Origin of the sequence: Micromonospora sp. NPDC005298 (genome assembly GCF_040607375.1) — a bacterium.
Classification (GTDB): domain Bacteria; phylum Actinomycetota; class Actinomycetes; order Mycobacteriales; family Micromonosporaceae; genus Micromonospora.
The window spans coordinates 50,715-62,472 of the sequence record NZ_JBEXGP010000032.1; the positions used below are offsets into that span (position 1 = coordinate 50,715).

General features: G+C 72.9%; 14 protein-coding genes. 8 read left to right on the plus strand and 6 right to left on the minus strand.

Features of this window, described 5'->3' with window-relative positions; genetic code table 11:
• The first annotated feature begins 14 nt into the window (after positions 1-14).
• Together ABZS77_RS28015 and ABZS77_RS28020 are read left to right on the plus strand one after the other, a co-directional pair.
• Positions 15-782, plus strand: coding sequence for an ABC transporter ATP-binding protein (locus ABZS77_RS28015; protein ID WP_354828880.1), 768 nt, complete (start codon positions 15-17; stop codon positions 780-782).
• Positions 782-3,337 carry an FtsX-like permease family protein gene (locus ABZS77_RS28020; RefSeq protein WP_354828883.1) on the plus strand — a complete coding sequence of 852 codons (2,556 nt, stop codon included), beginning with the start codon at positions 782-784 and terminating at the stop codon, positions 3,335-3,337. Before ABZS77_RS28015 ends, ABZS77_RS28020 begins: the two co-directional genes overlap by 1 nt.
• Positions 3,338-3,385: 48 nt before the next feature.
• Here ABZS77_RS28020 and ABZS77_RS28025 read toward each other — a convergent pair whose 3' ends face one another.
• Positions 3,386-4,036, minus strand: a complete 651-nt coding sequence (locus ABZS77_RS28025; RefSeq protein ID WP_354828930.1) for an HAD family phosphatase — start codon at positions 4,034-4,036, stop codon at positions 3,386-3,388.
• Positions 4,037-4,157: 121 nt separating this feature from the next.
• Positions 4,158-4,895, minus strand: coding sequence for a neutral zinc metallopeptidase (locus ABZS77_RS28030; protein ID WP_354828886.1), 738 nt, complete (start codon positions 4,893-4,895; stop codon positions 4,158-4,160).
• Positions 4,896-5,088: 193 nt separating this feature from the next.
• Here ABZS77_RS28030 and ABZS77_RS28035 point away from each other — a divergent pair, with 193 nt between their 5' ends.
• Positions 5,089-5,454, plus strand: coding sequence for a hypothetical protein (locus tag ABZS77_RS28035; RefSeq protein ID WP_354828889.1), 366 nt, complete (start codon positions 5,089-5,091; stop codon positions 5,452-5,454).
• 7 nt (positions 5,455-5,461) lie between these two features.
• On the opposite strand, the gene ABZS77_RS28040 is transcribed toward ABZS77_RS28035, so the two are convergent.
• Positions 5,462-5,665 carry a hypothetical protein gene (locus tag ABZS77_RS28040; protein ID WP_354828892.1) on the minus strand — a complete coding sequence of 68 codons (204 nt, stop codon included), beginning with the start codon at positions 5,663-5,665 and terminating at the stop codon, positions 5,462-5,464.
• Positions 5,666-5,870: 205 nt separating this feature from the next.
• On the opposite strand from ABZS77_RS28040, the gene ABZS77_RS28045 reads away from it, so the two are divergent.
• Both ABZS77_RS28045 and ABZS77_RS28050 read left to right on the plus strand, forming a co-directional pair.
• The gene (locus ABZS77_RS28045) at positions 5,871-6,263 is read left to right on the plus strand and encodes a YciI family protein (protein ID WP_354828932.1); all 393 of its coding nucleotides are present in this window, start codon (positions 5,871-5,873) and stop codon (positions 6,261-6,263) included.
• A 3-nt stretch (positions 6,264-6,266) separates the two neighbouring features.
• Positions 6,267-7,523, plus strand: a complete 1,257-nt coding sequence (locus tag ABZS77_RS28050) for a DUF6596 domain-containing protein (RefSeq protein WP_354828894.1) — start codon at positions 6,267-6,269, stop codon at positions 7,521-7,523.
• Between the two features lie 8 nt (positions 7,524-7,531).
• Here the strand turns inward: ABZS77_RS28050 and ABZS77_RS28055 are convergent, their stop codons facing one another.
• Positions 7,532-8,632, minus strand: coding sequence for an ionic transporter y4hA (locus ABZS77_RS28055; protein WP_354828897.1), 1,101 nt, complete (start codon positions 8,630-8,632; stop codon positions 7,532-7,534).
• A gap of 99 nt (positions 8,633-8,731) precedes the next feature.
• Here ABZS77_RS28055 and ABZS77_RS28060 point away from each other — a divergent pair, with 99 nt between their 5' ends.
• Positions 8,732-9,094: a metalloregulator ArsR/SmtB family transcription factor gene (locus ABZS77_RS28060; protein ID WP_354828900.1), complete on the plus strand. Its 363-nt coding sequence runs from the start codon at positions 8,732-8,734 to the stop codon at positions 9,092-9,094.
• Positions 9,091-9,354: a hypothetical protein gene (locus ABZS77_RS28065; protein WP_354828903.1), complete on the plus strand. Its 264-nt coding sequence runs from the start codon at positions 9,091-9,093 to the stop codon at positions 9,352-9,354. The genes ABZS77_RS28060 and ABZS77_RS28065 overlap by 4 nt, the downstream gene beginning before the upstream one ends.
• On the opposite strand, the gene mug is transcribed toward ABZS77_RS28065, so the two are convergent.
• Positions 9,351-9,908 carry a G/U mismatch-specific DNA glycosylase gene (mug, locus tag ABZS77_RS28070; protein ID WP_354828905.1) on the minus strand — a complete coding sequence of 186 codons (558 nt, stop codon included), beginning with the start codon at positions 9,906-9,908 and terminating at the stop codon, positions 9,351-9,353. The two genes, ABZS77_RS28065 and mug, sit on opposite strands and share 4 nt — an antisense overlap.
• Before the next feature lie 74 nt (positions 9,909-9,982).
• Here mug and ABZS77_RS28075 point away from each other — a divergent pair, with 74 nt between their 5' ends.
• Positions 9,983-10,726, plus strand: coding sequence for a methyltransferase domain-containing protein (locus ABZS77_RS28075; protein ID WP_354828908.1), 744 nt, complete (start codon positions 9,983-9,985; stop codon positions 10,724-10,726).
• Here the strand turns inward: ABZS77_RS28075 and ABZS77_RS28080 are convergent.
• Positions 10,681-11,601 (minus strand): phosphatase PAP2 family protein, encoded by a 921-nt coding sequence (locus ABZS77_RS28080; RefSeq protein ID WP_354828910.1) that lies wholly within the window; start codon positions 11,599-11,601, stop codon positions 10,681-10,683. The genes ABZS77_RS28075 and ABZS77_RS28080 overlap by 46 nt on opposite strands.
• Between the last annotated feature and the right edge of the window lie 157 nt (positions 11,602-11,758).

Here is an 11,758-nt window from a genome sequence, read left to right on the forward strand (position 1 = left end):
AAGAGGTAGATGACGTGACCGCGACGGTAGGCCAGCAGGCGCAGGCCGCGGCCCGGGCGAACGACGTGTGGAAGGTGTACGGCAGCGGCGAGGCTCAGGTCGTCGCGCTGCGGGGGGTCAGCGCCGAGTTCGAACGTGGCCGCTTCACCGCGATCATGGGCCCGTCGGGTTCCGGCAAGTCGACGTTGATGCACTGCCTGGCCGGTCTGGACTCGGTGACCCGGGGGACGGTGTCGATCGGCGAGACGACGGTCACCGGGCTCGGCGACGCCGGGTTGACGAAGCTGCGCCGCGACAAGGTGGGGTTCATCTTCCAGCAGTTCAACCTGCTGCCCACGCTCACCGCCAAGGAGAACATCCTGCTGCCGTTGTCGATCGCCGGGCGTAAGCCGGACCCGGCCTGGTACGACACGGTGATCAGCACGGTGGGTCTGAAGGACCGGCTGGACCACCGGCCGGCGCAGCTCTCCGGTGGGCAGCAGCAGCGGGTGGCGTGCGCGCGGGCGCTGGTCTCCCGCCCCGAGGTGATCTTCGCCGACGAGCCGACCGGCAACCTGGACTCGCGCTCCGGCGCCGAGGTGCTCGGTTTCCTGCGCGACTCGGTCCGCGAGCACGGTCAGACCATCGTCATGGTCACCCACGACCCGACCGCCGCCGCGTACGCCGACCGGGTGGTCTTCCTCGCCGACGGGGAGATCGTGTCGGAGCTGGTCGAGCCGACCGCCGAGACGGTGCTGGACACCATGAAGAAGCTGGACGCTCCCGCCGAGGTGGGCAACTGATGTTCCGGGCGACACTGAAGAGTCTGCTGGCCCGCAAGGTCCGGCTGATCCTGTCCGGGTTGGCCGTGGTGCTCGGGGTCATGTTCGTCTCGGGGGCCTTCGTGCTCACCGACACGCTTGGTCGTTCCTTCGACTCGGTCTTCGCCGACGGGTTCTCCGAGATCGACGTGAACGTCGCGGCGAAGCCGAAGGTCCAGGTCAACGAGATGGAGGGCGAGCAGACCGCCGCCCCGTTGCCGGCCGCAGTGGTGGACCGGGTCAAGCAGGTGCCGGGGGTGGCGTCGGCGACGGGCGTCGTCAACGCCGACGGCGCCCGGGTCATCGGCAGCAACGGCAAGGTGGTCACCTCGTTCGGTCCGCCGCAGCTGGGTGAGAACTGGACCGGCGAGAGCGACCTGCTGCAGCTTCGTGAGGGGCGCGCGCCGCAGGCCGAGGACGAGATCGTCATCAACAGGTCCCTGGCCAACACCGCGAAGGTGCAGGTCGGCCAGAAGGTCGGCGTGCTGACCGCGTTCGAGTCGAAGAAGCGGGACTTCACGCTCGTCGGCATCCTCGGTTACAGCGGTGACCGGGACTCGATCGGCGGGGTCAACGAGGTCTTCTTCACCACGCCTGTGGCGCAGCGGTTGATGCTGGGCGAGCCGGACACGTTCAGCAGCATCACGGTGCGCGCCGCCGGCGGGGTCTCGGACGAGAAGCTGCGCGACGACGTGGCCCGCACTCTGGGCGCGGACTTCGAGGTGAAGACCGGGGAGCAGGTGGCCGCGGACGCCGCAGCCGGCCTGAAGGAGGGCCTGTCCTTCTTCAACAAGATCCTGCTCGGTTTCGCCGCGGTGGCGCTGCTGGTGGGTACCTTCCTGATCCTCAACACCTTCTCGATCATCGTGGCCCAGCGCACCCGCGAGTTGGCGCTGATGCGTGCCATCGGGGCCAGCGGCCGGCAGATCATCGGTTCGGTGGTGCTGGAGGCCATCGCGGTCGGCCTGATCGCCTCGGTGCTCGGCCTGGCCGCCGGCATCGGGGTGGGCGCGCTGCTGGCGTTCCTGTTCGGCAAGCTGGCCGGCGGGCTCACCCTCGCCGGGATCGGGGTGCCGGCGGCGGCGGTGATCGGCTCGTTCGCCGTCGGTCTGGTGATCACGGTGGTGGCGGCGCTGCTGCCGGCGCTGCGCGCGTCCCGGATCCCGCCGATCGCGGCGATGCAGGACGTGGCCACCCCGGACCGTCCGTTGACGAAGATCACGATCGCCGGGTCGGTGGTCACCGGCATCGGCGCGGTGCTGCTGTTCCTCGGGCTCAGCGGCAACGCGGGCGGTCAGACGCTGTCCACCATCCTCGGCGGGGTGCTGTTCGCCTTCATCGGGGTGGCGCTGCTGACCCCGCTGATCAGCCGGCCGGTGGTGAGCCTGCTCGGCGCGATCTTCTCCTGGTCGGTGCCGGGCAAGCTGGGCCGACTCAACTCGGGGCGCAACCCGCGCCGCACCGCGATCACCGCCGCCGCGCTGATGGTCGGCATCGCGCTGGTCACCGGCGTCACGGTGATCCTCGACTCGGCCAAGGGCAGCATCAGCGCCCTCGCCCAGGACACCATCAAGGCCGAGCTGGTGATCGCCGGCCAGCAGGGCGGGCCGCGTCCGCCGAGCTTCGACCCGGGCGTACTGGACCAGGCCAAGGCCCTGCCCGGCGTGCGGATCGTCGACGGCGAGTACGGCGACATGGCAAGGATCGACGGCGAGAGCACCTGGGTCGCGGCGAGCAGTGACGTGTCGTCACTGCGGCAGATCTTCGGTGCGAAGGCCACCGCCGGTGACATCGACCGGCTCGGGCCGACCCAGATGCTGGCCAGTTCGGACACGGCCTCGTCCCGCGGCTGGTCGGTGGGCTCGACGGTGAAGGTGCAGCTGACCCGGGGCGAGGAGCGCACCTACACGATCAGCGGCATCTACGAGTCGTCGCAGCTGACCAATCCGGTCACGTTGCCGGTGACGGCGGCGAAGGACTTCGCCATCCCGCAGCCCATCCAGGGCTTCATCCAACTGGCCCCCGGTACCCGGGTGGCCGATGTGCAGCCGCAGGTGGAGACGCTGCTCGCGGACAGCCCCGAGGTGTCGGTGGCCGACCGGGACGCGTTCATCAAGCAGCAGACGAGTTCGCTCGACGGGCTGCTCACGATGATCCAGATCCTGTTGGCGCTGGCCATCGTGATCGCCGTGCTCGGCATCATCAACACCCTGGCGCTGTCGGTGCTGGAGCGGACCCGCGAGCTGGGGCTGCTGCGGGCGATCGGCCTGCGCCGTGGCCAGACCATGGGCATGATCACCGTGGAGGCGGTGGTGATCTCGGTGTTCGGCGCGCTGCTCGGCGTGGCGGTCGGCACCGGCCTCGGCGCCGCGGTGGTCGAGGCGCTCAAGGACGAGGGCATCACCGACCTGATCCTGCCGTGGGGGCAGATGGGTGTCTTCCTCGGCCTCGCCGCCGTCATCGGCGTGGTGGCCGCGGTGCTCCCGGCCGTTCGGGCGGCCCGGATCAACGTCCTGGGCGCCATCGCCCACGACTGACGCCGACGCGAGAAACGGGGCCCCCGCCGTGCGGGGGCCCCGTTTCTCTCAGGCCACGGCCCGGTCGGCCAGCAGGGCCGCGAGCGCCTCCAGGTCCACCTCGGTCAGGCTCCGCACCTGGTGTACGCCGTCCGCGCGGGCAAGTGCCACCTCCGCCGGTACGGCCAGCACCGCCGCGCCGGAGGCGAGCGCGCTGGCCACCCCGGTCGCCGAGTCCTCGATCGCCACGCAGCGCTCGATCGGCACGCCCAGCCGGTGCGCGGCGGTCAGGTAGGGCTCCGGGTGCGGTTTGGCGGCGACCACCTCGTCGCCGGCGACCACCGCGTCGAAGTTGTCCCGGCCGAGGGTGTCCAGGGCGATCTCGACAAGCGCCCGGGGGCTGGAGGTCACCAGCGCGGTGGGGATCCCCGCCGCGCGGACCGCCTCCAGCAGCGCGAACGCGCCGGGACGCCAGGGCAGCCCGGTGCGGAACAGCTCCAGGATCCGCTTGTTGATCCACGCGGCGCTGATCTCCGGGTCCCGCTCGGGCTGTCCCAGGTCGTCGTGCAGGATGCGCATCGACTCGGCCATGGCGGTGCCGACGATCGACCGGCGGGCGTCCTCGGAGAGCTCGCCGCCGTACTCCTCGGCGAGTTCCTGCAACGCGACGTCCCACAGCTTCTCGCTGTCGACCAGCGTGCCGTCCATGTCGAAGAGCACGGCGGCGGGGTGATGGCTGCTCAGCGGATCCTCCAGGGTCGTGGCCGACATCGGCGATCCTGCCAGCAGCATCCGGCGCCGGTGTCGCCAACGGGTGTCAGGGTGATCCGGGCAACGCCGCTCAGCCCAGGTCGCACTCCTTGAGCGAGCGCTCGTAGCCACGGAAGAACATGTCGGTGCGCTGCTCGGCGGTGCCGTGCGCGCCCTCGGCGAACCACGGCTGGTCCGGGTCGTCGCCGACCGCCGCCAGCCCTTCCCGGAACTCGTCCAGGTCGCCCTCGGCGAGGGTCAGTGCGCCCGAGCGCACCGAGTCGCCGAGGTACGCCCCAGCCATGCAGTCGGCCTGCAACTCCTGCTGGATGGTGAAGCTGTAGTTGATGCCGAGGCGCACCTGGATGCCGTGGGCGTACTCGTGGCCGAGCAGGTAGAACACGAACGCGTCACCGACCTGGCGGAACGCCGCCACCGACCAGGCCACGTCGTACGCGATGAAGTCGCCCCGGGAGCAGTAGACGGCGTTGTTGCGCGGCAGCGCCTGCCCGCCGCAGGACACCTCGCCGGACCGCTGGTACGGGATGATCCGGCGCACGGGTTCGAAGCGTTGGCCCGATTCCTTGAACCGGGCCGCCCAGTACCGTTCGGCGATGGCCTGCGCGTCGGCGACGTCCTGCTTGAACTCGGCCACGCTCGTGGTGCTGTCGGCCCGCGTGGCGCCCGGTGCGGCGGCCGGCGGCTCCGCCCCCGGCCGTTCACCCTCCGGCTCGGCCAGCCCGCCGCCCGCGCAGGCGAGCGAGACCAGCGCGGCGATCAGCAGACCCGCCAGCGGACCCCGGGCGTCGCGTCCTGACCGTGCGGTCACTGTGCCCTCCCCAGACATCGGTGCTCGCGCTGCGCAGTACCCCGACGGTACGACCGCCACGCCCGTCACCGGATTCACGTACGGCGGGGCGGCGGGGTTCACCCGCGAGCCGGTCCCGGTGGGTTCCTGGCTGTGGCGTCCGGCCGCCACAATGGCCCCGGGGCGGGTGTGGCCGCCCCGGTGAGGAGGGGTCGTGGCGCACGATCTGGGCAGCCGCCTGCGACGTCAGCCGGCGCCGGCGCACGTCGTGTGGCGGTCGCTGCGCGACCCGTACGCGCCGGGCAGCAGGCCCTGGCTGGAGTTGCGCGACGACGAGGTGCCACCGCGGGTGGTGGCGGGCTACGCGCCCGTGCTGCTGGTGTGGTCGTCGCTGTGGCCGCACCGGCCGCTGGACCGCGTCCGCTTCGATCTGGGCGTCGGGCCCCCCGGGCAGGACTGCGCCCTGCGCTGGACGCTCACCACCGACGGCGACGTGCCGAGCGAGAGCACGCTGGGCTATCTGCGCCACCGCCTCAACTACCTGATCAACGGCCGTCTCCGTCGCTCCTACGGCCAGTGACCCCGGTTCAGCCGCCGGACTCCCGGCCGCGCTGCCACGTGCTCCCCTGGTCCGCGTGCCGCTCGGCCTCGTACCGCTGCTGGCGCGTACGGGCATCCCGTCCCGCCGCGCGGTCGTCGTCGGGGTCCGGGCGTCCGCGCCGGAGGACGACCCCGAACGCCAGTCCCGCCGCCGCGACGAGGACCAGAAGTGCCACCCACACGGTCACCATGACGCCAACCTACGACCCACCCGCCACTCCGGCCCGTGTCGATCACGACGTTGGCGGGACCGTGCCCGGCGTGTCGTGACGCCAATCTCTTGATCACCAGATCGGGTGGGGGCGGGTGTCCGGGACCGGGGTGTGGGTTCGACGTTTCTGGTGGCGGGCGTCGGACAGCGGCGCCGCGGACGGGAGGGTGAGCACCGTGAAGTACATGATCCTGCTCTACGGGTCGCAGCGGGACTACGACGTGCTGTCGGGCCGGGCGACCGACCGGCCGGTGATGTCGGCCGAGCAGATCGCGGCGATGCACCAGCACATGGAGACGTTCCACCAGGCGCTCGCCGAGTCCGGGGAGCTGGTCGACGCCCGGGGCCTGAGTGAGCCGGTGCACGCCCGCCGGGTGCGGGTGCGCGAGGGCGCGCCGGTGGTCACCGACGGCCCGTACCCGGAGACGCAGGAGGTCCTGGCGGGCTACACGATCGTGGAGTGCGCCAGCTTCGACCGGGCCACCGAGATCGCCGCCGGGCTGGTCGACCCGGACGCCCCCGGCGCGTACGTGGACGTGCGTCCGGTGCTGGACAGCGTCGAGGACCTGGGCGGCTGACCGGTGCCGCACGCGCCCGTCGAGGACCTGCTGCGCACGCTGGCGCCGCAGGTCCTCGGCGCGCTGGTACGCCGCTACGGGCACTTCGACACCGCCGAGGACGCGGTGCAGGAGGCGCTGATCGCCGCGGTGGACGGCTGGCCGCGCGACGGCGTACCGGACAACCCCCGTGGTTGGTTGATCACCGTGGCGTCCCGCCGGTTGACCGACCTGCTGCGGCGTGAGCAGGCACGCCGGCGGCGGGAGGACACGGTGGCGCGGTGGGTGCTGCCCGAGCAGTGGCGCGCTCCGGCCGCCGACGGTCCACCGCCGGACGCCGACGACACGCTCGTCCTGCTGTTCCTGTGCTGCCATCCGGCGCTGTCACCGGCCTCGCAGATCGCCCTCACGCTGCGGGCGGTGGGCGGGTTGAGCACCGCCGAGGTGGCGCGGGCGTTCCTGGTGCCGGAGGCGACGATGACCCGGCGGATCAGCCGGGGCAAGCAGCGGATCCGCGACAGTGGACTGCGGTTCGCGCCGCCCACCGACGCGGAGCGCGCCGATCGGCTCGCCGCCGTGCTGCACGTGTTGTACCTGGTCTTCACCGAGGGGTACGCGCGTACGGCCGGCCCCGGCCTGCTGCGCGCCGACCTGACCGCGGAGGCGATCCGGTTGACCCGCCTGACGCACCGGCTGCTGCCCGACGACCCCGAGGTCACCGGGCTGCTCGCGTTGATGCTGCTCACCGACGCCCGCGCGCCGGCCCGGCTCGGCCCGCACGGCGAGTTGGTGCCGATGGCAGAGCAGGACCGCACCCGGTGGAGGGCCGACCAGATCGCCGAGGGGATCGCCCTGATCACCGGGGCGCTGCCGGGTGGGGCCGTCGGGCCGTACCAGCTCCAGGCGGCCATCGCGGCCGTGCACGACGAGGCGCCCAGCGCGGCGGCGACCGACTGGCCGCAGATCACCGCCCTGTACGAGGTGCTGCGGGGCATGTCCGACAACCCGGTGGTGGCGCTGAACCACGCGGTGGCGGTGGCGATGAGCCGGGGCGCGCCGGCCGGGTTGACGCTGCTGGCCGACCTGGCCGACGATCCGCGCCTGGCCGACGACCCTCGACTGCCGGCCGCCCGCGCGCACCTGTGGGAGCTGGTGGGTGAGCGGGTGGCGGCGCGCGAGGCGTACCGGATGGCGGCCTCGCGGTCGACGAACCTGGCGCAACAGCGCTACCTGAACGCCCGCGCGGACCGGCTGGCCGACGACCCACCGGCCGACGGCTGAGCCGGCGGTCAGGGGCTGGCGGCCATGAAGACGAACGCGGCCATCAGGACCAGGTGCACGCCGCCCTGCAACACGTTGGCCCGGCCGGGTACGACGGTGAGCACGGCCGTGACCGCGGTGAGCGCGAGCAGCGCGAGTTGGGTGCCGCCGAGGCCGAGCAGCAGCGGACCGTCCAGCCAGATCGAGGCGATCGCTATGGCCGGGATGGTCAGGCCGATGCTTGCCATCGCGGAGCCGAGGGCGAGGTTCAGGCTGATCTGCACGCGGTCGCGGCGGGCGGCGCGGGCGGCGGCCAGGGTCTCCGGCAGCAGCACCAGCAGGGCGATGATCACACCGACGAACGCGTGCGGCAGGTTCGCCGCGGCCACGCCGGCCTCGATGGTCGGCGAGACGGTCTTGGCGTCGCCGACCACCGCGACCAGCGCCACCAGCAGCAGGCCCAGGCTGACGAGCGCCGCGCGGGTGGTGGGTGGCTTGGCGTGCTCCTCGGCGTCTATCACCTGGCCCCGGCTGTCGACCGGCAGGAAGTAGTCGCGGTGCCGGCCGGTCTGCACGATCACGAACAGCCCGTACAGGGCCAGTGAGGCGACGGCGGCGAAGGCGAGCTGGGCCGGGCTGAACTCCGGGCCGGGCCGGGCGGTGGTGAACGTCGGGATGACCAGACTCAGCGTGGCCAGGGTGATCACGGTCGCGAGGGCGCCACCAGTGCCCTCGGGGTTGAACACCGCGACCCGCCGGCGCAACGCCCCGAGCAGCAGGGACAGGCCGAGTATCCCGTTACAGGTGATCATGACGGCGGCGAAGACGGTGTCCCGGGCGAGCGACTGGGTCTTCTCCGGTCCGCTGATCATCAGCGTGACGATGAGGGCGACCTCGATCACGGTGACCGCGACGGCGAGCACCAGGGAGCCGTAGGGCTCCCCCACCCGGTGGGCGACGACCTCGGCGTGGTGCACGGCCGCGAGCACGGCCCCGCCCAGCAGTGCGGCGACCACCACGACGACGGGACCGGGAAGTTCTCGTCCCCAGGTGACGAGAAGCATCAGTACCGCGAGCACCGGTACGACAACGGTCCAGTCGGTCAGGCGGGATCGAAGCAGGGCTGGCATGCCGTCAAGAGTGCCAGGTCGGGTGATCATGTGCCCACCAACGACGCAGCGGGACGGAGCGGCGAGTATCACCCGTAACCCCTGGGTTACGCTTTGCGGGTGGACGAGGTGGCCACCGCGATCGCGGACCCGGTACGGCGGCGCATCCTCACCCTGCTGCGCGACGAACCACTGGCGGCCGGCGACATCGCCACGCGGTTCACGATCAGCCGGCCCGCCGTGAGCCGACACCTGCGGGTGCTGCGCGAGAGCGGCCTGGTCCGGGACGAGATGGTCGGACGCCGCAGGATCTACCGGCTCGATCCGGGTCCACTCGCGCCGCTGATCGACTGGCTCGCCGGGCTCCTACCGACCGACCGGTGGGAGCGGCACCTCGACGCGTTGGAGACCGAGGTCTGTCGAACCCGCCGAGAGCGCCGCGACCACGGCCCGGCGGAGCACCGAAGGGAGCACACGGCATGACCCGTACACCCGCCGGACGCCTGTTTCGCACCGCCACCGGCCACGACCTCGTCCTGACCCGCACGTTCCGCGCGCCTGCCGCGGACGTGTGGGCGAGCCTGACCGAACCGGAGCGTACGGCCCGCGTGGGCGCCGGCTGGGAGTACTACCTGGACATGCTCGTCGCGTCCCGGGACGGCTCACCCCTGCCCCGGTTCGACGACTACCACCCCGCGATGGGGTCCTACTACCGGTCGCTCGCCGCCGAGCCGGCAAGCTAGGGTCCGGTCGCCCGCCGCAACCTGGCGAACTCGGCGGTCAGCGCCGGCAGCGGGAAGTGCGCGTTCAGGCCACTGGGATTGGGCAGCACCCACACCCGGGCCGGGCCCAGCCGGTCCGGCTGCGGGCCCAGACCGGCCGCCGGGCGGGCGAAGGCGATCCGGTACGCGGTCACCCCGAGGATCGCCACCCAGCCCGGCCGGTACCGCCCCGCCTTCACCGCCAGCCCGGTGACCCCGGCCACCAGCTCCGCCGACGACAGCTCGGCAGCGCGGGCGGTGGCCCGGTTGACCAGGCTGGTCAGGCCCAGGCCCTGCCGCAACAGCTCGTCGCCCTCCCAGGAGCGCAGCTCACGGTCGGTGAAGCCGCCCCCGTGCAGGGCCGGCCAGAACCGGCTGCCCCGACGGGCGAACGGCTCCCCCACCGCGGCGGAGTAGAGACCCGGGTTGAAACCGCAGAACAGCACCCGCAGGCCCGGACCGATGATGTCCGGCAGGCCCCGCCCGACGGCCGCCGCGACCTCCTGGCGGGTCGGCCCCGCACGCTCCGCGTCCACCCCACCGATCCTGCCGTACGGCCGGACGCCGGACCCGACGTGCGCCGCAGATCATGACTTGACACCCTCAACGGATGCAGGCAACCGACCACCTCGCCGCCAGCCGCTACGCGCGGATGCGCTGGAACACACCCCTGTCCGAGGAACACGCCGCGCTGCTGCTGCGGCGGCTCGACGTACGTCCGGGCGCGCGGGTGCTCGACCTGGGCTGCGGCTGGGGTGAGCTGCTCCTGCGGGCGGTCGCGGCCGGTGGGGTGTCGGGCCCGCTCGCCACCCGGGGCGTCGGCGTCGACACCGACGACGACGCGCTCGCCCGGGGGCGGCGGCTGGCCACCGGCCGAGCCCTGAACCGGCACGTCGCCTTTGTGATGGGCGAGGTGGCGGCCTGGCAGGAACCCGCCGACCGGGTCCTGTGCATCGGGTCGGCGCACGCCTTCGGTGGCACCGGCGCCGCCCTGGACGCGCTGGCCACAGTGGTCCGGCCGGGAGGCCGGCTGCTGTTCGGCGACGCCTACTGGGAACGCCAGCCGAGCCCGCGGGCCGAGCAGATCTTCGGTTCCGAGGTCACCGAACTGCCCGGCCTCGTCGAGGCCGCCCGCGAGCGCGGCTGGCGGGTGCTGCACCTGAGCACCGCCGACCAGCGCGAGTGGGACGACTTCGAGTCGACCTGGCTGGCCGGCCGGCAGGAGTGGCTGCTCAGCTACCCGGAGGATCCGCGCGCGGGCGACGTCCGCGCGGAACTGGACGACCGGCTCCGGGAGTACGTCGGCGTCTACCGGGGCGTCCTCGGCCTCGCGTACCTCGTTCTCGGTCGCTGACGGGCCGGCCGGTCAGGGCGTCGCACGACGCCAGCGGTGTCGGCTCGCCCGGTGGGGTGACCGGACGGCTCCCGCTGTGCCCGTACGCGCTGGCGCGGCCATCCGGCCCGGGTGCCGCGTCGAGGGGTGGGTGGGCTGCTCGGCGGTGCGGGCCTGGGCAGCACGAGGCAGACGACGGCGAGCAGCACGGCCGCGACGATGCCGTCGAGCCAGTAGTGGTTGCCCGTGCTGACGACGACCAGCAGGGTCACGAGCGGGTGCGCCAGCCACAGCCACCGCAGGCGGGTGCCGGAGACCGCGATGAGCGCCACGGCGACGGCGAGAGCCCAGCCGACGTGCAGGGAGGGCATGGCGGCGTACTGGTTGCTCAACGCGTCCGTGTCGGGCGGGCCGTAGACGGCGGGCCCGTAACGGCTGCCGGTGTCCACCATGCCGGTCAGGGCGGTCAGTCGCGGCGGCGCCAGCGGAACCAGGAAGTGCAGCGCCAGCGCGGCCGCGGTGAGGCCGGCGAGCATGCGACGCGTCCAGAGATAACGCGCCGGGTGCCGTAGGTACAGCCAGATCAGGCAGAGGGCCGTGGCGGGGAAGTGCACGTACGCGTAGTAGCTGTTGGCCAGGTGCACCAACAGCTCGTGGGAGAGCACGGGACGTTGGAAGGCGGCCTCGTCGGGCAGGTGGAACAGGCGCTCCACCCGCCAGATCCACTCCCCGTTCCCGACCGCGGTCGCCCCCCGGTCGGCCCCGGCCACCCGCGCCGCCTTGTAGATGAGGAACAGTGCGGCGACGAGCCCCAGTTCCCGTAGCGCCCGGCGCAGTGCGGCGGTTCGTCGGCCGGGTGCCGCGGGCCGCGCCGCTGGCAACTCCGCGATGTCCACAGACTCCTCGATTCGGTGACGTTCGGCGTGCCGTTCCCCGCCGAACGGACCGGGGCCGGGGGCCGCCGGGGCGGGCGGCGGGCGCCCGGGGCGGCAGCCCCCCCACACCCGGGCGGGGGGGGCCCGCCGCGCCGGGGGGGGACGCCCCCCGCGGGAG